The organism is Anaeromyxobacter sp. (assembly GCA_016718565.1).
Taxonomy (GTDB): Bacteria; Myxococcota; Myxococcia; order Myxococcales; family Anaeromyxobacteraceae; genus JADKCZ01.
The window spans coordinates 1,150,626-1,170,810 of record JADKCZ010000001.1 but is presented as its reverse complement, the minus strand read 5'-3'; the positions used below and the strand labels follow the sequence as shown (position 1 = coordinate 1,170,810).

The following is a 20,185-nucleotide window of genomic DNA, read 5'->3' as shown; positions in this document are numbered from 1 at the left end:
CCGCCATGCCTGCCACCGCCCTCTTGCTCCTCACGCTCGTCGCCGGCGCCCTGCCGCCGCCGCCCGCGAAGGTGGTGATCCCGGCCAAGCTGGGCGACGTGGTTTTCCAGCACGACCGCCACCTCTCGCGGCGCGAGACCTGCCGCGCCTGCCACGGCGCCGGACCCATAGGCAAGGTGCCGCTCGGCAAGGACCGCGCCCACGCGCTCTGCACCGGCTGCCACAAGGAGAAGAGCGGCCCCACCGCCTGCTCGTCGTGCCACGCCATCCACCGCGCCGAGGAGGGTGGGACGGGCAGGTAGCCGCGGGCGGGCGCCCTGTCCGCCGCTGGGTCGAGCGCGACCGACCTCAGCGCCCCGCGCCGCCGGCCCGGGCCGGGAGGTGGTCCAGCCGTCGCCGCGCCAACTGGATGTGCTCCCGCAGCACGTTGGCTCCGGAGGATGGCCCGACCGAGGGTGCGCCCTCTGGTACCATCGAGGGCACCCAAGGGTGAAGTCGAGCGTGTGGCCACCCGGACGGGTCCCGGGGTCATCAAGTCCAGCGCCAAGACCGCGAGATGCCTCCCAGCCACGCCACCAAGATCACCGCCGTCTCCGCCGCCCTGGTCCTCGGCGGCCTGGGGCTCATGGCCTACAAGGTCCGGGCGCTGGGCTACGTCGTGTCGGACGTCCTCCCCGTCACCCAGTACGAGGTGACCTACGCCATCGAACTCGACGGCCGGGGGGGCGAGGTCAAGGTGCGCAGCTTCCTGCCCTCCAGCGACGCCCACCAGCACGTCACCGAGGAGAAGGACGTGGCTCTCGGCCTCCACCTCACGCAGGCCATGGAGGGGGCCAACCGGGTGGCCACCTGGACGGGCGATCGGGTGCCCGACGGGGCCCAGATCCGCCACACCTTCAAGGTGCTGCCCCACAGGATGCGGTACGAGGTCTCCCCCGACCTGCCGGTCCCCACGGCCTACCCGGCTTCGGTGGCGGTCTCGCTCCGGCCGGAGAAGGAGATCCAGGTCGACGCGCCGGAGATCGCGGCCCTGCTCGGCAGGCTCGACGCCGGCCAGGGGCCGGCCCTGCAGCGGCTCACCCGCATCTACCAAGCCACCGCCGACCTGAGGCCGCGGCCCTTCAAGGGGACCACCGACGCGCTGACGGCGCTGCGGCTCGGTGAGGCCTCCTGCAACGGCAAGAGCCGGCTGTTCGTGGCGCTGGCGCGCAAGGCCGGCATCCCGGCGAGGCTGGTGGGCGGGCTCATCATGACGCCCGGGACCAAGAAGACTTCGCACCAGTGGGTCGAGGCCTGGGTGGCTGGCCACTGGGTGCCCTTCTGCCCGACCAACCGCCACTTCGCCGAGCTGCCCGAGCACTACCTGACGCTCTACGTGGGGGACGAGCCCCTCTTCCGCCACACCGCCGACGTCAACTTCGACTACCGCTTCGAGACCCACGCCACCCTCATCCCCTCTCCGGCCGCCAAGGCCAGCTCGACGAGCTTCGACGTCTGGGGGCTCTTCGACCGGCTCCACCTGCCCTTCTCCCTGCTGCGCACCATCCTGATGCTGCCGGTGGGTGCGCTGGTGGTGGTGATCTTCCGCAACGTCATCGGCATGCCGACCTTCGGCACCTTCCTGCCGGCCCTGCTGGCCGCCTCGGCGGGCGAGACCGGCGCCGCCTGGGGCGTGGTGACGGTGGTGATCGTGGTGGCGGCGGTGGCGGCGGTCCGCTGGGTGCTTCAGGAACTGGAGCTGCTCCACTCGCCGACGCTCGCCATCCTGCTGGCCGCGGTGGTCTTCACGCTGCTCACCACCACCCTGCTGGCGGAGCGGCTCGGCCTGGCGCCGCTCACCAAGGTCACGCTCTTCCCCATCGCCGTGCTGGCCATCTGCGCGGAGCGCTTCTACCTCTCCCTCACCGAGCACGGCGGACGCGCCGCCGGCCAGGAGCTGGCCGGCACGCTGGTGGTGACGCTGGCTTGCTACGTGGTGATGAACTCGCTTGCGCTGCAGGTGCTGCTGATCGGCTTCCCCGAGGTGCTCTTCCTGGTCATCGCCGCCGACATCTACCTGGGGCGCTGGGTGGGGATGCGCCTCTCCGAGTACCTGCGCTTCCGCGGCCTGCTGCGGCGGGAGGCCAGCCCATGACGGTGGTGCGGGCCCTGCGGGAGCGGCTCGGCGGCCTGCTGGCCCGCCGCGCCCGGGTGGTGGGCATCAACCGTCGCAACCTCACGCTGGTCTACCCGAACAACCGGCGGCGGGACTACCCGCTCGCCGACGACAAGCTGCTCGCCAAGGAGCGATTCCTGGCGGCCGGCGTGCCGGTGCCGGAGACCCTGGCCACCTGCCGCGGGCTCTTCGAGGTCCCGACCACGGTGGACGCCCTGGTGGGCCACGGCGCCTTCGTGGTCAAGCCCGCCAACGGCTCGGGGGGCGGCGGCATCCTGGTGGTGGGCGAGTGGGACCAGGTCGCCGGCGCCTGGCGCAGGGCCGGCGGGCGGCTCCTCACGCCCCTCACCATGGCCCGGCACCTCGCCGACATCGTCTTCGGGGTCCACTCCAACCAGCTGGAGGATCGGGCCTTCGTGGAGCGGCGGGTGTCGCCGCACGCGCTCTTCGCCGGGCTGTGGGCCGATGGCCTGTGCGACGTGCGGGTCATCACGCTGCGGGCCCGGCCGATCATGGCGATGATCCGGGTTCCCACGGCGGAGTCGGACGGCCGGGCCAACCTCCACCAGGGCGGCCTGGGCATCGCCATCGACCTCGCCAGCGGGCGGACCTGCCGCGCGCTCCACCGCGGCCGACCGGTCACCCACCACCCGGAGTCGGGGGCGCCGCTGCTCGGGCTCGACGTCCCGGACTGGTCCGCCGTGCTCGAGACGGCGCGCCGGGCCGCCGCGGCGGTGCCGCTCGGCTACCTCGGTGTCGACGTGGTGGTCGACGCCGAGGCCGGGCCGCTGGTCCTGGAGATCAACGCCCGGCCCGGGCTGGAGATCCAGAACGTCCTCGGCCTGGGGCTGGGCGAGGCGCTGGCGGCCGCGGCGGTAGCGGTGGCGCCGTGAGCCGGCTGGTGGTGGACCGGCTCTGGCCGATGCTGGTCGGTCTGGCGCTGCTGCTGTCCGGGGCGCTGGCGCTGCAGGCCTACGCCGGCCAGCGCGGCAACGCCGAGGTCCGCATCGTCATCCTGGAGGGCGCGCCGCTCGCGGACGAGGACGCTGGCGAGGCGACCCCCGACGGCACGGGCGCCGAGGGACCGCCGCGGTCCGAGCGCCACGCGAAGGCGCGGCTGCTGGCCCGGCGGGCCGAGTTCCAGGCGGCCCTCCCGCTCCTCGAGCAGGAGGTGGCCGCCAACCCGGAGGAGGCCGGGCTGGCTGGCGAGTACGGCGCGTGGCTGGCCGCGGCGGGCCGGCCGGACCGGGCGCTGCCCTGGCTGGAGAAGGCCGACCGGCTCCGGCCCTCGCCCCAGAGCGCCCTCGACCTCGGCGCGCTCCGCGCCCGGCTGGGCGATCGGGCCGGGGCCGAGGCCGACCTGCGGCGCTCCCTGGCGCTGCGACCTGGGCTGAACGCCGCCCGGGTGGCGCTCGGCGCGCTCCTGCTCAGGAAGGGCGAGACGGCCGAGGCCATCTCGCTCCTGGAGGCGGCCGCGAGCAGCGGCTCCAACGAGGACCGGGCCGGGGCGCTGGTCCGGCTGGGCGGCGCCCAGTTGACGGCCGGGCGGCGCGCCCAGGCCGAGAAGGCCTTCGAGGAGGCGGTGAACTTCGCGCCCGCCCGCCCCGACGTCCGGCTCGGCATCGCCCGGGCCTGGCTCTCCACCGACGCCAAGGAAGACGTGCGCCGAGCCCTCCCGGTGCTGGCGCGCACCCTGGAGCTGGCCCCTGACGTGCCCTCGGTGCTGGCGGCCGTGGGGCGCGCCCGCGAGCGGCTGGGCGAGGACGCCGCCGCAGCGGACGCCTACGAGCGGGCCCTCCGGCTCGATCCCTCCTACCACTACGCGCGCCGCCGCCTCATCCGCCTGGCGCTGGGCAACCGGGACTTCAGCCGGGCGCAGCGGGAGGTGGAGCGGCTGGTGACCGACGGCCCGGACGCGCCCGAGCACCACTTCCTGGCGGCCCTGGTGGCCGATCGCGCCGGGCGGCGGGACGACGCGCGCCGGGCCTACCGGGCGGCCATCGGGGCCGCGCGGGGCGACTACCCCGAGGCCTACCTGAACCTGGGCGTGCTCGAGCGAAACGCCGGCGACCTCGCCGCGGCCCGCGCCGCCTATGACACCGCCCTCCGCCAGCGCCCCGCTTACCCCGCCGCCTGGCTCAACATCGGCAAGCTCGAGGAGGCGCGGGCGCGCCCGGACGACGCCGAGCGGGCCTACCTGAAGGCGCTCGAGCTCGACCCGCGCCACGCCGCCGGCTGGCTCCAGCTCGGCCAGCTCCGCTCCGAGCGGGGGCGCTGGGCCGAGGCGGAGGCGGCCCTGCTACGGTCCCTCGAGCTGCGCCCGGGCTCGACCGCCGCGCTGGTCTCGCTCGGGGTGGTGGCCGCCCGGGCCGGCCGGCTGGATGCCGCGGTGGACGCCTACCGCCGGGCGCTGGCCATCGACCCGCGCCAGGTCGCGGCCCACCTCGACCTGGCGCTGGCGCTGGAGCGGCAGGGGAAGTCGGAGGAGGCCCGCGCGGAGGTCCTGAAGGCGCTGGAGGTGGACCCCGGTCACGTCGCCTCGCTGCGCGAGCTCGCGGAGCTGGAGCAGGCGGCCGGGCGCCTCCCGGCGGCCCGCAAGGCGCTGCAGGACCTCCTCGACGCGGTGCCGGGCGACCGGCCGGCCCGCGCCAGCCTCGCCGGGCTGCTGGCGCTCGATGGCGACGCCGCCGGCTGCCTGGCCGAGGCGCGGCGGCTCCAGGCCGAGGCCCCCGCCGACGCCACCCTCCGCGAGCTTCAGGCCCGCTGTGGCGCAGGTACCACCGGCCCGAAACGCTGAGCCAAGGAGCGCCATCCCGTGAACGCCTCCAGTCCTGCCCTGCCGCTCCTCCTCGCCGCCGCGCTGCTGGCGGGGTGTGGAGGGGCCGGTGGCGGCAGCGAGCCCCGGCCACCACCCATCGATCCCGCCCGCCCAGGGGACACCCTCTACGCCGCGGGGCTGGCCGGCTACGGCGCCGCTGGCCAGGCCCTCGCCCAGGCCGAGGCGGCCCGGGCCGCCGGTGACCTCGCCCTCGAGCAGTCGCGCCTGGCCGAGGCCTCCGCCGCCTTCGGGCAGGCCCGCGCCACCTTCGACCGGGTCCCCCTGGAGTTCCCGGCCTCCATCCGGCTCGACCAGGCCGCCTACTACGGGGGGCGCTGCAGCTACGAGCTCGGGCTGGTCTCCGGCCAGGCGGCGGACCTGATGGACGCCCGGGCCCGCCTCGAGGCGATGATCGCCGCCCACCCGGCCTCGCTCCTGCTCGATCACGCGCAGTACGTGGCCGGGCGCGCCGTCTTCCTGCTGGCCTCCGGCCCAGCGTCGGCGGCCGACCAGACCTTCACAGCGGCCCGTCTCCACCTGGCCGCCTCGCTGGCGCAGGCGCCGGGGGGCACCTACGCCGACGACGCACAGTACTGGCTGGGGCGGGCCTGGTTCCAGGAGGGCTTCGCGCTCGCCAACGTGGTGCCCTCCCCCCTGCCCGGCTCGCTGGAGTTCGCCGCCGCCAAGGCAGACCTCCAGGCCGCCGGGGCCGAGCTCGCCAGGGTGCCGCAGCGTTTTCCGTCCTCGCCGCTCGTCGACAACGCCTGGTACTACCTCGGCCAGAGCCACTACATGGAGCCGGTGGACACCGCCGCCGGCAAGGCCGAGCGCACCGCCCTGCTGCGCGCCGCGGTGGCCGACCTCTCTCACGTGGCCGGCACGGCCAGCCCGTTCTCGTCCGGCGCCCGCTACTGGCGTGGCAAGGCCCACTACGCGCTCGCCTTCGTGCTCGCCGCCGGCGCGGCCAAGGACCAGGGGGAGGTTGCCCTGGCCATCGCCGACCTGCAGGCCGTGCCGCCACCCTCGGTCTACGCGGACAACGCCCTCTCCTGGCTCGCCAAGGCCTTCATGCACGTCGAGCCGGCCCCGACCTGCAGCGGCACCGCGGCCACGCCCCCGGCCTCCGGCTGCAGCGCCCTGGCGGTCCTCCAGGCGCTGGTGGCCGCCGACCCCGCCTACGCCGCCAGCCCCTACCCCGCCCAGGCCATCGCCTACCTCTCCACCAACGGCTGCACCTGCCCGTGACCGCCATGCCCAAGCTCAAGCTCGCGCTCGCCCTGACCGCCGTCCTCGCCCTCCCCGCCGTGGCCGGCGCCGCCCGCCCCGAAGCGGCACCCCCACGAGCGTCCCCAGCGGCCCTGGCCCCGGCCGAACCAGCCTGGACCTGGTTCTGGGAGCTCTCCGCCGCCGCGGGCGGCTTCTCCGGCCAGAAGACCCGCACCGACGCGGGCGGCCTGCTGGTGGTCGAGGCGGGCGTGGAGCCGACCTACGCGAGCGGCCCGCTCACCGTGAAGCTCCCGGCCTCGCTGGCCCACCGCCAGACCGTGGGCGCCTCGCTGAGCGAGACGCGGGTTCGCGCCGCGGTGGAGCCCGGCTGGCAGGCCGGGAGGTCGCTCAAGCTCGGGGCCGAGGTCGGGCTCCTGGGCGTGCTGCGGCCCGACTGGCCCGACCAGTACCAGCGGGAGGCCAGCGGCCTCACGCCGGGCACCGACCGATACTCGCACCTGGCGTGGCGGGTCGGGGCCAACCTCTACGCCCAGCCGGCGCCCCACCAGCACCTCCGCCTGCGCTACCGGCTGGAGTCGGTGACCTATCGGCGCGACTCGGCCTTCGACCCGGCCACGCCGATGCACCTGACGCCGCGCGACCACGTGGAGCACCTCCTCCAGGCGTCCTGGCGCCGGCTCCAGCCGGCCTGGGCCGTGGCGGTCCGGCTCGACGCCGCCTTCCGGCGCGACGCCGTCTACCTCGCCCGCCGGGCCGGCACCGGCGGCTCCTCCGGCAACCCCGAGCAGTCGCTGAACGACTACGAGCCCTCCGTCGAGCTGGAGCTCCGCCGCCTCGGCGGCCTGGCGGATCTCTCGCTCAGGTACGGGCACGAGATCCGGGTGGACACCTTCCAGGGCTACTACTCGTTCACCGGCCACCACCCCGAGTTGAAGCTGGAGGCGCCGCTCGCCAAGGGGCTCGACGGTCGGCTCTCGCTGGAGGCGTGGCTCCGCACCTACGGGCCGGACTCCAAGTCCAACACCGAGGACGGGGCGCGCCTCACCGACCAGAAGGTCCGCGTCGCCGCGGCGCTGGAGTGGGCGCTGCGGGACGACCTGACCGTCGTCGCCAAGGCGGACTGGACCCACCGGACCACCAACTACCCGGACTACGTCCCCGGCGTCTACCCGGCCACCCGCTCCTACGAGATCGGCTGGGACTACGACAACGTCGAGGCGCTTGTCGGCGTGCGCTGGAGGCGATAGGGCCCGCACGGAAGGGCCCGCACCATAGGGGCCCGCACGCTTGCCGGTGCCGGCACCCCGTGGGAGCGTGCCGGCGTGTCGCGCCGCGCCATCTCCGTCGAGGACGACGCCCGCTGGGTCTTCAACCGGCTGGCGGCCGACTACGCGGCTCGTCCGGGCTACCCGGACGAGCTGGTGGCCAGGCTGCTCCGGCTGGCAGGCGGCCCGGGCGCGCGGGTGGCCGAGCTGGGCGCGGGCACGGGGCTGCTGGCGCTCCCCCTGGCGCGGAGCGGGGCGCGGGTCCACGCCGTCGAGCCGGCCCGGGCGATGCTCGAGGTGCTGGAGGGGACCCTGCGCGCCGGGGTCGGGGCCGGGTCCGTCGTCCCCGTGCACGCCACGGCCGAGGCCACCGGCCTCCCGGCCGGCGCCTTCGACCTGGTGGTGCTGGCCGACGCGCTCCACTGGGTGAGCGCCGAGCAGGCGGGCCGGGAGGCGGCGCGGCTGCTGGCGCCGGGCGGGACCCTGGCGGTGGTGGCGCCCCGCCTGGCGCGCACGCCCTTCCTCGAAGCCCTCTCGGCGCGGCTGGCGGCCGCCAACCCGAAGGCGCGGCCGGGGCCGCCGCCCGTGGCGCGCCTGCTCGGTGCGGCCGGGCTCGGCGCGCCGGCCACGGAGCGGTTCCAGCACCAGGAGCGGCTCTCGCCGGAGCGGCTGGAGCAGGTGCTGCGCTCGCTGTCGCTGGTGGGCCCGGCGCTGGGGCCGGCCGGCCTGGCCGCCCTGCTGGCCGACGCCCGGGCGCTGGCCGAGGCCCACGGCGGCGCGGACTGGCGACGGGAGCTCGAGCTCCACTGGGCGCGGCGACGCTGAGGCGGCCGCCGCGGCCTACCCGCCCAGCCGGTCGTGTGCGGCCCGCCACCCGGAGATGCCCGCCAGGCGCGCCTTGCGCTCGGCCGCCACGTGCCGGCGCACCGCCCGGTCCAGCCCGGGGTCGGTCAGCGCGTGGCAGCTCCAGGTCTCGGCCGGCTCGAAGCCGCGGCTGAGCTTGTGCTCGCCCCCGGCGCCCCCCTCGAACCGGAGGACGCCGCGGCCGATGCACTCGGCGATGGAGTGGTAGAGCGCCACGTTGAAGTGCAGGAAGGGGTGCTCCTCCAGGTTGCCCCAGTAGCGGCCGTAGAGGACCTTCGGCGAGGCCAGGTTGAAGGCCATGCCCACCAGCCGCCCCTCGCGCCGCGCCTCCACCACCTCCACCGCGTCGGCCATGCCCGCCAGCACCCGCTCGTAGAACTCGCGGTTCACCCAGCGCATCCCCCAGGCCATCTGGTCGGTGGAGGCGCGGTGCAGCTCGAAGCAGTCCTTGGCCCAGCCGGCCGGGTCGCGCGCCAGCTCCGCCCCGCGCACCGTGCGGATGGTGATCCCCTGCTCCCCCGGGGCGCGCAGCTCACGGCGCAGGGCGTTGCGCCGCTTGGAGGGGAAGCGGGCCAGGAAGTCCTCGAGGGCGGCGTACCCCGGGTTGCGCCAGTGGTACTGGAAGTCCACCCGGCGGAACAGGCCGGCCGCCTCCAGCTCCAGCGCCTCGTCACCCGGGGTGAAGAGCACGTGCAGGCCGCCGGCCTGCTCGGCGGCCGCCAGCGCCAGGGCCGCCTCCACCAGCTGGGGCACCAGCCGGGCCCGGTCCTCGCCGCCGGCCACCAGGAGGCGCCGCCCGGTGGCGGGCGTGGCGGGCACCGCCAGCGTGAGCTTCGGGTAGTAGCGGACGCCGGCCCGCGAGGCGGCCCCGGCCCACTCCCAGTCTCGCGAGAAGTCCCCCTCCGAGCCGTCCTTGAGCCAGGCCGGCGCCGCCGCCACCAGCGCCCCGCCCCGGTAGAGGACCAGGTGGCGAGGCCGCCAGCCGGCCCGCGGCCCGGCCGACCCGCTCCGCTCCAGGGCCTCCAGGAAGGCGTGGCGGACGAAGGGGCTGGCCAGGTCCGGCTCATGGGAGGAGAGCGCGTCCCAGGCGGAGGCCGGGACCTCCGAGATGGAGGCGAGGACGCGGACGTCGCTCTGCGGGATCGGGCTGCCGGACTGCGTCACGGGTGCCGGAGTCATAGCGCCTGCCCGGGGGCCGCCGCCACGACACCGCCATCCGCGCCTCGACCGGCCGGCCGGCGGCCCTCCAGCGGAAGGACGCCCTCCCCGCGGACGGTCCGCGCCCCGGAAGGGCGGTCCGCCGGACGGGCCGTGCGGTTACATGGGGCGCCGATGCGGCTCGCGACCCTCGACGACGGCACCCGCGACGGCCGCCTGGTGGTGGTCCGCCGGGACGGCCAGGCCTGGGCCGACGCGGCGGGCGTGGCGCGGACCCTCCAGGCCGCGCTCGATGGGTGGGACGAGCTCGCGCCGAGGCTGCAGGTCCTGGCCTCGGACCTCGACGCCGGGCGGGTCGAGGCGCGGCCGCTCGAGCCGCGGACCGTCCGCGCCCCGCTGCCGCGCGCCTACGAGTGGATCGACGGCTCGGCCTACCTGAACCACGTCCGCCTGGTCCGCCGGGCCCGCCAGGCGGAGCCGCCCCCCACCCTGACCACCGACCCGCTGGTCTACCAGGGCGGCTCCGGCGTGCTGCTCGGCCCGACCGATCCCATCCCGCTCGGCGACCCGGCCTGGGGGCTCGACTTCGAGGGGGAGGTCTGCGTGATCACCGGCGACGTGCCCATGGGCGCCTCGCCCGCCGCCGCCCTCGGCCAGGTGCGGCTCCTCTGCCTGGCCAACGACGTCTCGCTGCGCCACCTCATCCCCGCCGAGCTGGCCAAGGGGTTCGGCTTCTTCCAGTCGAAGCCGGCCACCGCCTTCTCCCCCTTCGCGCTGACCCCCGACGAGCTCGGCCCCGCCTGGCGCGACGGGCGGGCCCACCTGCGCCTCACGGTGCGCCTCGACGGCGCGGTGGTGGGCGACCTCGAGACCGGCCCCGAGATGCACTTCTCCTTCGGCGACCTGCTGGCCCACGCCACGCGCACCCGCGCCCTCTGCGCCGGCACCATCCTCGGCTCGGGCACCGTCTCCAACCAGGATCCGGCCCGCGGCGTCTCCTGCCTGGCCGAGCGGCGGGTGCGCGAGCAGCTCGAGCACGGCGCCCCGCGCACGCCCTTCCTGGCGGCCGGCGCCCGGGTGGAGGTGGAGGCGCGCGACCAGTCCGGGCGCAACCTCTTCGGCACCATCGACCAGCGGGTGACGGCATGACGCTCCGGCTCTACGGCTACTGGCGCTCCTCCTCCGCCTGGCGGGTGCGCCTCGGCCTGGCGCTCAAGGGGCTGCCCTACCAGTCGGTGGCGGTGAACCTGCTGGCCGGCGAGCAGGACGCGCCCGACCACGTGGCCCGCAGCCCCTTGCACCACGTGCCGGTGCTGGAGGTGCTGGACGGCGCCACCCCGCTCCGGCTGGTCCAGTCGATGGCCATCCTGGAGTGGCTCGAGGAGGTCCACCCGGCGCCGCCGCTCCTGCCCGGCGACCCGGCCGGCCGGGCCCGGGTCCGGGCGCTGGCCGAGCACGTCAACTCCGGCATCCAGCCCTACCAGAACACCGCGGCCCTGACGTGGCTCCGGGAGCGCCACCCCGGCACCGAGCTCGCCTGGGTGCGCCACTGGATCGGGCGCGGGCTGGCCGGCCTGGAGGCCTCGGTGGGCGAGCGCGCCGGCGCCTTCTGCCACGGCGACGCGCCGGGCCTGGCCGACTGCTACCTGGTGCCGCAGCTCTACGCGGCGCGCCGCTTCCAGGTGGACCTGGCCCCCTTCCCGCGGCTGCGCGCCGTGGAGGCCGCCTGCGCCGCCCTGCCGGCCCTCCAGGCCGCCCACCCGGACCGGCAGCCGGACGCCCCGCCGCCGGAGGCCAGGACCGCGTGAGCCCGCTCCCCTCCCTCGGCATCGTCCGCCTCGAGGCCCTGCACTACTACGTGCACGACCTGGCGCGGAGCCGGCGCTTCTACACCGAGCGGCTCGACTTCGCCGAGGTGGCGGAGAGCGGCGAGCGGCTCACCCGCGAGGGCCGGCAGCGCTCGGCCCTCTTCCGGGCCGGCCAGGTCTCCGTCCTCTGCTCGGCGCCCGAGGGCGAGGGCGGGCGGGCGGCCCGCTGGCTCCGCCTCCACCCGGACGGCGTGGGCTCGCTGATCTTCGAGGTGGAGGACGCCGCCCGCGCCTTCGCCCTGCTGGAGGAGCGCGGCGGCACCCCCACCGGCGAGCTGCTCGACTTCACCGACCCCGCCGGCGGCGCCCTGCGCACCTTCGCCGTCACCACCCCCTTCGGCGACACCACCTTCCGCTTCGTGGAGCGGCGCGGCTGGCGCGGCCCCTACCCCGGCCTGGTGGCCCACCCGGCCCCGCGCGGCGGCGCCAACCGCTTCGGCTTCGGGGCCATCGACCACGTCACCTCCAACTTCCGCACCATGAAGCCGGCCCTGCTCTGGCTGGAGCACGTGCTCGGCTTCGAGGCCTCCTGGGAGGTGCGGTTCCACACCCGGGACGTGGCCGACGAGGCCCACCGGGCCCGCGAGGCCAGCCGCGGCTCCGGCCTCTCCTCGGTGGTGATGCGCGACCCGCGCTCGGGCGTGACGTTCGCCAACAACGAGCCGCGCCGGCCGGCCTTCCGGGCCTCGCAGATCCACCACTTCGTGGAGGACCAGCGCGGCGACGGCGTGCAGCACGCCGCCCTCACGGTGGGCGACATCCGCGCCGCGGTGCGCGGCCTGCGGGAGCGCGGGGTGGAGTTCATGCCGACCCCGGGCAGCTACTACGACCTGCTGCCGGCGCGGCTGGCGGCCACCGGCATCGGGCGGCTCGACGAGCCGCTCGACGAGCTGCGGGCCCTGGGCGTGCTGGTGGACGGCGCCGCGGCCGGCCGCTACCTGCTGCAGGTCTTCCTGCGCGACTCGGCCGGCCTGTACCAGGAGCCCGAGGCCGGCCCCTTCTTCTTCGAGATCATCCAGCGCAAGGGCGACCAGGGGTTCGGCGCCGGGAACTTCCGCGCCCTCTTCGAGTCCATCGAGCGGGAGCAGCCGCCGGGGGGGCGCGCCTGAGCGGCGCGCCAGGGCACCGCGATGCTGGAGCGCCGGCAGCAGGGCGAGGTCCCCAGGAAGCACCACCTGGCGCTGCGCGGCCCGGACGGCGCCCTGCGCCACGAGGAGGCCACCACCCGCGCCGGCTTCGACGGCCCCTACACGCTGGCCTACCACCTCCACCGCCCCCACCCGACCCGCCCGGCCGAGGCCGGGCTGGGCTGGGCGCTGCCGGCGCCGCTGCCGCCCGGCCCGCTGGCGCGCCGCCACTACCGGACCCAGGACCTGCCGGCCCGCGGCGGACCGCCGGTGTCGGCCCGCACCCCGCTCCTGGCCAGCGCCGACCTGACGCTGGGGCTCTGCGCGCCCACCGTCGAGGACCCGGTCTACGTCCGCAACGGCGACGCCGACGAGCTCTTCTTCGTGCTGGAGGGCGGCGGGGTGCTGCGCTCGCCGCTGGGCGACCTGGCCTTCGGGCCGGACGACTACCTGGCCGTGCCGCGCGGGACGCTGCACCGCTTCATCCCGGGGCCGGGGCCGCAGCGCTGGCTCTGGCTGGAGCTGTCGAACCTCCACCTGCCGCGCCAGTGGCGCAACGAGGTGGGGCAGCTGCGCATGGACGCCCCGTACTGCCACCGCGACTTCCGGGCGGTGGCCTGGCAGCCGCCGCGCGACGAGGGGATCCGCCGGCTGGTGGTGAAGCGGGGCGGCGCCTTCCACGGCTTCACCCTGCCGCAGTCGCCGCTCGACGTGGTGGGCTGGGACGGGGCGGTCTACCCCTTCGCCTTCCCCATCCTGGCCTTCCAGCCGCGGGTCGGCCTGGTCCACCTGCCGCCCACCTGGCACGGCACCTTCGCCGCCGACGGGGCGCTGGTCTGCTCCTTCGTGCCGCGGCCGCTGGACTTCCACCCCGAGGCCGTCCCCTGCCCCTACCCGCACGCCAGCGTCGACGTGGACGAGGTGCTCCTCTACGTGCGCGGCCAGTTCACCAGCCGGCGCGGGGTGGGGCCCGGCTCGCTGAGCCACCACCCGGCGGGGGTGCTGCACGGGCCGCACCCGGGGGCCTACGAGGGGTCGCTCGGGGCGCGCGCCACCGACGAGCTGGCGGTCATGCTCGACTGCACCGCGCCGCTCCGGCCCTGCGCCGCGGCGGCGGACCTGGAGGACGCCGGCTACGACGAGAGCTTCTCGGGCTGAGCGCGGTCCAGGCCCCGGCGGAGCGGCCGGTGGACGGGCGCGCCTCGACGACACTGCGGCGGGATGGCGCACGCGGCGTTTGGCCACCCTCCGCCTCCGTTGAGGATCCAGCCGCGGAGTGCGAGGGTCCCGTCTTCCCATGACCCCCGCACCCACGACATGGACGCCCTTCACATGAAGATCGCCCTCATCTCGCCCGAGTTCCCCTTCTCGGCCAAGGTGCCGATGGTCCCGCCCATCCTCGAGTACCTGGGCGCGCTCACGCTGCGCGAGGCCCCGGGGACGACGCTGTCCCTGCACGACGCCAACCAGCGCCGGGTGGACCCCACCACCCTCGACGCCGACCTGGTCGGGATCTCGGTCTGGACCGCCACCGCGCCGTGGGCCTACCGCTTCGCCGACGCCTGCCGCGCGGCCGGCAAGAAGGTGGTGCTCGGGGGGATCCACGCCACCGCCCGCCCGGACGAGGCCGCCAGGCACGCCGACGCGGTGGTGACGGGCGAGGCCGAGAGCTGCTGGGGCGAGGTGCTGCGCGACGCCGCGGCCGGCCGCCTCCGCCCGCGCTACCTGGGCGAGCAGCGCCCGCTCGACGGCCTGGTCCGGCCCATCGACGCGAAGCTGAAGGGCAACTACCAGTTCCGCGCCTTCTTCACGATGCGCGGCTGCCCGTACGCCTGCTCCTTCTGCAGCGTCCACCACTTCTTCGGCCGCACCATCCGGTACCGGCCGGTGGAGGAGGTGGTCGCCGAGGTGGAGGCCCTGGCCGGCAGGGTCTGGTTCAACGGCGACGACAACATCTGGGGCGCCGACGTCGACCGGGCCGTCCAGCTCTTCGACACGCTGGCGGCCCGCACGCCCCGCCCCTGGTACGGCTTCGGAGACCTGCGCAGCGTGCAGGGACCGCAGGGCGAGCGGCTGCTCCGGGCCGCGCGGCGGAGCGGCCTCTTCTCGGTCTGGGCGGGCTGGGAGAGCGACACCCCGGCCGCCCTGGAGGCCTTCGGGGCCTCGGGGAAGCAGGGGCGCGACCGCGAGGAGGCCGTGCGGCGCATGCAGGGGCACGGCCTCGAGGTGGTCCTCTTCGTGGTGCTCGGTGGCCGCGAGGACGACTTCGACGCCTACCGGCGCACGCTCGACCTGGCCGACCGGCTGCGGGTGGGCGTCCACCCGGTGCTGCTCACGCCGCTGCCCGGCACCGCGCTGTGGGACGCCTACCAGCCGCACCTCCTGCCCGGCCTGGGCTGGGACGCCTTCACGGGCGTGCGGGCCACCTTCCACCACCCCGACCCGCGCATGACGACCACCGAGCGGGAGCGCCAGTTCCACGAGGTGTGCCGGGAGATCTACCGCCCGCGGCGCATGCTGCGGCGGCTCGGGGCCATCCACCGGTCCGGCTTCCCGGTGTCGCACGGGCTCTCCCTGATGAGCCAGCTCCCGATGCGCCACGCGCTCGGCAAGGCGCGGAAGGAATGGCTCGCGGCGCAGCCCCCGGCCGGCCAGCCCCTGCCCGGGCCCGCTCCCGCGCTCGCGGCGGCGGCCGTTGTGGGAGCCAGGCGGCGACCAGAGCCCCGGCGCTTCGCCCGGACGGCGCGCCGGCTCCACCTGGCCGCGACCGGCGCCTGGACCTCCTCGCTGGCCGGCGCCTCGGCGGCCCTGGTGGCGGCGGAGGAGCCGGCCCTGCTCGGCTCGGCGCTCCTCCTCGAGCACGCCGGCGAGTTCCTGGCCGGCACCGGCTGGGTGGCCGCGTCCCTGGCCGCCACCACCGGGGCCTGGCGCGCCCGCCGGCTCCTGGCCAGGCCCAGGCTGGCGCCGCGCGCCCTCCCGCTCGGGAGGGCTGCGGCAATCGGCTTCACCTTCGCGGCCGCGCTGGCCTGGCAGGTGGCCGTCACCTGGTGATGGGAGCCAGCCGGCGCCGCGCCGTCCAGCCCCCGGGCGGCCGCCGCCGGCGGCGGGGAGGCTACGCCCCGCCGGCGATGTGGGCCTGCCGGGCGGCCGTGAAGGGCAGGTGCAGGTTCTGGCCGCGCTTGTCGAGGAAGAGCCGCAGGCCGTCATCGTAGTGGCGCCCCACCGAGGTGTAGAGCTCGTCGAAGACCGGCTGCAGCGCCGACGAGCTGGGCTCGGCCAGCTCGAAGTCCTCGTGGCCGAAGAGGTTGACCACGTAGAGCTTCTCGAGCTTCTTGAAGCGGATGTGCAGCGGGATGTCGTCGGCGGGCTTCTCCACGATCTTCTTCCCGTCGCGCTCGGTCACCTGGTCGAAGGTGAGCCGGAGCCTGAGCCCCAGGTGGTAGTAGGTGTCCTCGTCGAGGTGGATGGCCTCCTCCGGCTTCACCGGGCCGTCGCCCGCCCGGGCGCCGCCCACGGCCTCGAAGGTCACCATGTCGCGCGGGCCACCCAGGTACTCGGTGAGCTGGCGGGCGAACTGGGAGGCGAAGAAGACGCAGTCCGAGCGGTAGTCGCGGTACCGCTCGCGGGCGTCCTCGAACTTCGAGCAGAGCTCCAGGTAACGGGTGGTGGCAGGGCTCACGTCGGTGTCCTCTCGGCCGTCCGGCTCGGTCCAAGGGTTGGTCGGCGGGCTGCCGCCGGGGGTGAGCAATCTACCATCCCGGCGGGCCCGCCGTATCATGTGGCATGCCCTACCTCCCGGAGGCCTACCCCGGCCGGCCCTGCTGGGCCGAGATCGACCTCGACGCCCTGGCCGCCAACGTCGCGCTGCTGGCCGGCCGGGCCGCGCCGGCCCGCCTCTACGCGGTGGTCAAGGCCAACGCCTACGGCCACGGCGCGGTGGCCTGCGGGCGGGCCGCGCTGGCGGCCGGCGCCCACGGCCTGGCGGTGGTCTGCGTGGACGAGGCCGAGGAGCTGCGGCGCGCCGGGGTGACCGCCCCGCTCCTGGTGGTGGGCTACACGCCGCCCTCCGACGCGGCCCGGGTGGTGGCCCTGGACCTCATGCCCACGGTGGGCGCGCCGGCGCTGGCCGAGGCGCTGTCCGCCGAGGCGGCCCGGCGCGGCGCGCGGATCCCCATCCACCTGGAGCTGGAGACCGGCCTCAACCGCCACGGCCTCCTGCCCGAGGACTGCGTGGCGCTGGCCGAGCGGGCCCGCGCCCTGCCCGGGCTCGAGGTGCGCGGCCTCTTCACCCACTTCGCCGCCGCCGAGGAGGGCGACCAGCGCTTCACCCGGCGCCAGTTCGAGGTGCTCCAGCGGGTCTCCGAGCGGCTCCCCTTCGTGGCCGAGCGCCACTGCGCCGCCTCGGCCTCGGTGCTGCTCGACCACGAGATGGCGCTCGACGCGGTGCGCGCCGGGCTCTCGCTCTACGGCTACCGGCCGGCCCCCTGGTGCGGCACCGAGGCGGCCCTCCGGCCGGTGCTGGCGCTGCGGGCCCGGGTGGCGCGGGTGCTCCCGGTGGAGCGCGGCGCCACCGTGGGGTACGGCCGCACCTGGGCCGCCACCCGCCCGAGCCGCGTCGCGCTGGTCATGTGCGGCTACGCCGACGGCTACCGGCGCGGCCTGGGCAACCGGGCCCACCTGCTGGTGCGCGGCCGTCGCGCCCCGGTGGTGGGCCGGGTGGCCATGGACATGTGCATGGTGGACGTCACGGCCGTGCCGGAGGCCGAGGTGGGCGACGTGGCCACGCTCATCGGCCGCGACGGCGCCGAGGAGGTCACCGCCGACGAGCTGGCCGCGCTGGGGGACACCATCTCCTGGGAGATCCTGGCCGGCCTGTCGGCGCGGGTGCCCAGGCTCTACCTGCGCGGCGGCCGGGTGACCGAGGTGTCCACCCTGTCGGACCGGGTCCCGGCGCCGGCGGCCTGAGCGGCCGCGGACGGATCCCCTCCCGGCCTCGGAGGGCCCCCGTCCGGACGCCACCCCTTTCCCGGGGGGCCCGGCCGTGCATCCCCGGCGCGACTTCGTTAGGCTGATCGTCATGTGAGGCCTCCCATGACGGGTCGAGCCAGAGCCGCCTGCCTGGCGGCCATCGCGCTGTCGAGCGCCGCGGGGTGCGCGGGTGCCACCCGGCAGGTCTTCACGCCGGCCGACCTGCGGTCCGAGCTGGCCACCCGGGGCGCCGCGCTCCCGCCGGCAGACGTGGTGGTCCCCTTCGAGCTGCCGCCCGCCGCGCTGGCCTCCGCTCGTCGCCTGGTGCGCAACGCCAACACGGACGCCCAGCGGGTGGAGCTGCTGCTGGCCGCGCTCTTCGATCCCAGCCTCTACGGCCTGCGCTACGAGTCCGCCGCCACCACCACCGGCGCCGAGGCCTTGCTGGCCGGGCGCGGCAACTGCGTGGCCCTGGCGTCGGTCTTCATCGGGCTGGCCCGCCACGTTGGGCTGGACGCCCGCTACATCGACGCCTCCAGCCGGGTGCACGAGACGCGCTACGGCGAGGACGGCACCACGGTGAACTTCGGCCACGTGACCGCCATGGTCATGACCGGCCAGGAGAAGATCGGCCTCGACTTCGAGCAGGTCGGCCCCTTCACCTGGTACCGCGTCCTCGACGACCTGGAGGCCCTGGCCCACTTCTACAACAACCGCGGCTACGAGGCGGTGGACCTGGCCCGCCAGCAAGGCGGGCCGCCGGACTGGGGCGAGGCGGCCCGGCAGTTCGGGCTGGCGGTGGCCGTCAAGCCCACCTTCGCCCGGGCCTGGAACAACCTGGGCATCGCGGCGGCGCAGCAGGGGCGCCCGGAGGAGGCGCGGCGCCACTACCAGCAGGCCATCGCCCTGGATCCCGCGCTCTCGGCGCCGCACGCCAACCTCGGCGCCCTGGCCCTGAAGGCCGGCGACCTGCCGGCGGCGCTCGACTCGCTGGTGGCGGCCTCGCGGCTCGATCCCGCCGGCGCGCACATCCAGTACAACCTGGCGGTGGCCCTGCTGCGCAGCGGCGACCGGGGCGGCGCCATCCGCGCCCTGCAGCGGACCCTCTCGCTGCGCGGCTCCTACCCGGGCGCGCAGGCGCTGCTGGAGCGGCTCTCGCCCGGCGCCCCGGGCGCCGGCGGCGGGTGACCAGCGGCCCAGGGATGGCGCGCTCCCGCAAGCCGTCGCCGGCCGGACCGGCCCCCGCGGTCCTGCTCGCCCTGCTCGCCGCGGGCGCCGCCGGGTGCCACGACGCCCCCGCGGAGCGCTGGCCGGCCCCGCTGGTCGAGCCGCTGCTGGTCTCCGGCCCCTCGCCCTACCCGGCCGGCTGCAACCCGCCCGCGGCCGGCGCCACCCTCTTCCTCGGCGCCGAGGTCGAGCCGCACCTCGTCCTCGACGCAGAGGACCCCTCGCACCTGGTGGCCGCCTGGCAGCAGGACCGCTGGCTGGGCGGCGGCGCCAACGGGCTGGGCGTGGCGGCGTCCTTCGACGGCGGGCGCACCTGGACCCGCAGCCAGGCCCCCTTCACGGTCTGCTCGGGCGGGACGCTGGCCGGCGGCGCCTACCTGCGGGCCAGCGACCCGTGGCTGGCCCTGGCCCCCGGCGCGGCCACGGTGCACCAGCTGGCGCTGGCCTTCGACAACCCGGGCACCGACCCGTCGACCGCCCGGAGCGCCATCCTCGCCAGCCGCTCCACCGACGGCGGCCTCACCTGGGGGGCGCCGCGGACGCTGGCCACCACCGCCGATCCCGACCTGACCCTCGACAAGTGCACCCTGACCGCCGATCCCATCCGGCCGGGGCACCTCTACGCGGTCTGGGACCGGCTGGCCGGCCTGACCGGCCCGCCGGCGCTCGCCACCGGCCCGGCCTACCTCGCCCGCAGCACCGACGACGGCCTCAGCTGGGAGGCCCCGGCGGTGCTCCACGACCCGGGCCCGGACGCCCAGACCATCTCCAGCCAGATCGTGGTGGCACCGGACGGGACGCTGGTGAACCTGCTGATCCTCATCCTCCAGTCGAGCCAGGTGGCCCCGCTGGTGGAGGTGGCGGTGCTCCGCTCGGCGGACGCGGGGCTGACCTGGGGGGCGCCGATCACGGTGGCCGACTGGCGGAGCGTGGGGGTGGTGGACCCGGCCGGCGGGCGCGTCGTCCGCGGCGGCGACATCGTGCCCGGCATCGCGGTGGACCGGGCCAGCGGCCACCTCTACGTGGTCTGGCAGGACGGCCGCTTCAGCGGCGGGGTGCGCGACGGCATCGCGCTGTCGCGCTCGCAGGACGGCGGGGTCACCTGGTCCGCGCCGGTGCGGGTGAACGGCGACGGCAGCGCGCCGGCCTTCACCGCGGCGGTGGCGGTGGCCGGGAGCGGCCGGGTCGGCGTGGGCTACTACGACCTGCGGCCCGACGCCGCCTGGGACGCCGCCCTGTGGCCGGCCACGCGCTGGCTGGCCACCTCCGACGACGGCGGGGCCACCTTCACCGAGGCGCCGGTGGGCGGGCCCTTCGACCTGCGGCGCGCGCCGCAGGTGCCCGGCTACTTCCTCGGCGACTACGTCGGGCTGGTGGGCGGCGACGCCGCCTTCACCTCGCTCTTCGCCATGACCCGGGCCGGCGCCGGGCCGGAGGGGACCGACCTCTTCGCCTGGCCGCCGCAGCCCTGAGCGGCCAGCGCGTCCGCCGGGGGCCTGCTCCGGTCG

Annotated in this window: 17 protein-coding genes; 15 read left to right on the top strand and 2 right to left on the bottom strand. The window is 76.3% G+C overall.

Translation table 11 applies throughout. From position 1 onward, the window contains the following. Positions 1-5: 5 nt before the first annotated feature. From IPO09_04980 to IPO09_04950, 7 genes are all read left to right on the top strand, one after another. Entirely contained in the window at positions 6-302 is a 297-nt protein-coding gene (locus IPO09_04980) for a cytochrome c3 family protein (GenBank protein MBK9516706.1), read from the top strand. 254 nt (positions 303-556) lie between these two features. Continuing rightward, the gene (locus IPO09_04975; protein ID MBK9516705.1) at positions 557-2,134 is read left to right on the top strand and encodes a transglutaminase; all 1,578 of its coding nucleotides are present in this window, start codon (positions 557-559) and stop codon (positions 2,132-2,134) included. Beyond that, on the top strand, positions 2,131-3,048 hold the full coding sequence (locus IPO09_04970) for a hypothetical protein (GenBank protein MBK9516704.1): 918 nt from the start codon (positions 2,131-2,133) through the stop codon (positions 3,046-3,048). Before IPO09_04975 ends, IPO09_04970 begins: the two co-directional genes overlap by 4 nt. Positions 3,049-3,077: 29 nt before the next feature. Continuing rightward, entirely contained in the window at positions 3,078-4,952 is a 1,875-nt protein-coding gene (locus IPO09_04965) for a tetratricopeptide repeat protein (protein MBK9516703.1), read from the top strand. Between the two features lie 18 nt (positions 4,953-4,970). Then, a complete protein-coding gene (locus tag IPO09_04960) occupies positions 4,971-6,218 on the top strand; it encodes a hypothetical protein (protein MBK9516702.1) in 1,248 nt (415 codons plus the stop codon). A 5-nt stretch (positions 6,219-6,223) separates the two neighbouring features. Then, positions 6,224-7,447 carry a hypothetical protein gene (locus IPO09_04955; GenBank protein MBK9516701.1) on the top strand — a complete coding sequence of 408 codons (1,224 nt, stop codon included), beginning with the start codon at positions 6,224-6,226 and terminating at the stop codon, positions 7,445-7,447. A gap of 75 nt (positions 7,448-7,522) precedes the next feature. Beyond that, positions 7,523-8,290 (top strand): class I SAM-dependent methyltransferase, encoded by a 768-nt coding sequence (locus IPO09_04950; protein MBK9516700.1) that lies wholly within the window; start codon positions 7,523-7,525, stop codon positions 8,288-8,290. A gap of 15 nt (positions 8,291-8,305) precedes the next feature. On the opposite strand, the gene IPO09_04945 is transcribed toward IPO09_04950, so the two are convergent. After that, positions 8,306-9,508, bottom strand: coding sequence for a GNAT family N-acetyltransferase (locus IPO09_04945; GenBank protein ID MBK9516699.1), 1,203 nt, complete (start codon positions 9,506-9,508; stop codon positions 8,306-8,308). A 153-nt stretch (positions 9,509-9,661) separates the two neighbouring features. Between IPO09_04945 and IPO09_04940 the strand changes: the two genes are divergently transcribed. From IPO09_04940 to IPO09_04920, 5 genes are all read left to right on the top strand, one after another. Continuing rightward, positions 9,662-10,636 (top strand): fumarylacetoacetate hydrolase family protein, encoded by a 975-nt coding sequence (locus IPO09_04940; GenBank protein ID MBK9516698.1) that lies wholly within the window; start codon positions 9,662-9,664, stop codon positions 10,634-10,636. Next, a complete protein-coding gene (gene maiA / locus IPO09_04935) occupies positions 10,633-11,295 on the top strand; it encodes a maleylacetoacetate isomerase (GenBank protein MBK9516697.1) in 663 nt (220 codons plus the stop codon). The genes IPO09_04940 and maiA overlap by 4 nt, the downstream gene beginning before the upstream one ends. Continuing rightward, entirely contained in the window at positions 11,292-12,464 is a 1,173-nt protein-coding gene (locus IPO09_04930; protein MBK9516696.1) for a VOC family protein, read from the top strand. The genes maiA and IPO09_04930 overlap by 4 nt, the downstream gene beginning before the upstream one ends. A gap of 21 nt (positions 12,465-12,485) precedes the next feature. Beyond that, positions 12,486-13,640 carry a homogentisate 1,2-dioxygenase gene (locus IPO09_04925; protein MBK9516695.1) on the top strand — a complete coding sequence of 385 codons (1,155 nt, stop codon included), beginning with the start codon at positions 12,486-12,488 and terminating at the stop codon, positions 13,638-13,640. Between the two features lie 174 nt (positions 13,641-13,814). Continuing rightward, positions 13,815-15,533: a B12-binding domain-containing radical SAM protein gene (locus tag IPO09_04920; protein MBK9516694.1), complete on the top strand. Its 1,719-nt coding sequence runs from the start codon at positions 13,815-13,817 to the stop codon at positions 15,531-15,533. A 61-nt stretch (positions 15,534-15,594) separates the two neighbouring features. On the opposite strand, the gene IPO09_04915 is transcribed toward IPO09_04920, so the two are convergent. Beyond that, positions 15,595-16,161: a hypothetical protein gene (locus IPO09_04915; protein MBK9516693.1), complete on the bottom strand. Its 567-nt coding sequence runs from the start codon at positions 16,159-16,161 to the stop codon at positions 15,595-15,597. A gap of 104 nt (positions 16,162-16,265) precedes the next feature. Here IPO09_04915 and alr point away from each other — a divergent pair, with 104 nt between their 5' ends. From alr to IPO09_04900, 3 genes are all read left to right on the top strand, one after another. Beyond that, positions 16,266-17,447 (top strand): alanine racemase, encoded by a 1,182-nt coding sequence (gene alr / locus IPO09_04910; GenBank protein MBK9516692.1) that lies wholly within the window; start codon positions 16,266-16,268, stop codon positions 17,445-17,447. A gap of 126 nt (positions 17,448-17,573) precedes the next feature. Continuing rightward, positions 17,574-18,638 carry a tetratricopeptide repeat protein gene (locus IPO09_04905; protein MBK9516691.1) on the top strand — a complete coding sequence of 355 codons (1,065 nt, stop codon included), beginning with the start codon at positions 17,574-17,576 and terminating at the stop codon, positions 18,636-18,638. 14 nt (positions 18,639-18,652) lie between these two features. Next, positions 18,653-20,149, top strand: a complete 1,497-nt coding sequence (locus IPO09_04900) for an exo-alpha-sialidase (GenBank protein MBK9516690.1) — start codon at positions 18,653-18,655, stop codon at positions 20,147-20,149. Positions 20,150-20,185: the final 36 nt, after the last annotated feature.

Excerpts from the sequence above, each read along its gene's own strand:
- IPO09_04940 (MBK9516698.1), top strand. The coding sequence starts at position 9,662 with ATGCGGCTCGCGACCCTCGACGACGGCACCCGCGACGGCCGCCTGGTG.
- IPO09_04905 (MBK9516691.1), top strand. The coding sequence starts at position 17,574 with ATGACGGGTCGAGCCAGAGCCGCCTGCCTGGCGGCCATCGCGCTGTCG.
- IPO09_04900 (MBK9516690.1), top strand. The coding sequence starts at position 18,653 with ATGGCGCGCTCCCGCAAGCCGTCGCCGGCCGGACCGGCCCCCGCGGTC.
- IPO09_04955 (MBK9516701.1), top strand. The coding sequence starts at position 6,224 with ATGCCCAAGCTCAAGCTCGCGCTCGCCCTGACCGCCGTCCTCGCCCTC.
- IPO09_04975 (MBK9516705.1), top strand. The coding sequence starts at position 557 with ATGCCTCCCAGCCACGCCACCAAGATCACCGCCGTCTCCGCCGCCCTG.
- IPO09_04945 (MBK9516699.1), bottom strand. The coding sequence starts at position 9,508 with ATGACTCCGGCACCCGTGACGCAGTCCGGCAGCCCGATCCCGCAGAGC.
- IPO09_04970 (MBK9516704.1), top strand. The coding sequence starts at position 2,131 with ATGACGGTGGTGCGGGCCCTGCGGGAGCGGCTCGGCGGCCTGCTGGCC.
- IPO09_04925 (MBK9516695.1), top strand. The coding sequence starts at position 12,486 with ATGCTGGAGCGCCGGCAGCAGGGCGAGGTCCCCAGGAAGCACCACCTG.
- IPO09_04980 (MBK9516706.1), top strand. The coding sequence starts at position 6 with ATGCCTGCCACCGCCCTCTTGCTCCTCACGCTCGTCGCCGGCGCCCTG.
- IPO09_04965 (MBK9516703.1), top strand. The coding sequence starts at position 3,078 with ATGCTGGTCGGTCTGGCGCTGCTGCTGTCCGGGGCGCTGGCGCTGCAG.
- IPO09_04920 (MBK9516694.1), top strand. The coding sequence starts at position 13,815 with ATGAAGATCGCCCTCATCTCGCCCGAGTTCCCCTTCTCGGCCAAGGTG.
- alr (MBK9516692.1), top strand. The coding sequence starts at position 16,266 with ATGCCCTACCTCCCGGAGGCCTACCCCGGCCGGCCCTGCTGGGCCGAG.
- maiA (MBK9516697.1), top strand. The coding sequence starts at position 10,633 with ATGACGCTCCGGCTCTACGGCTACTGGCGCTCCTCCTCCGCCTGGCGG.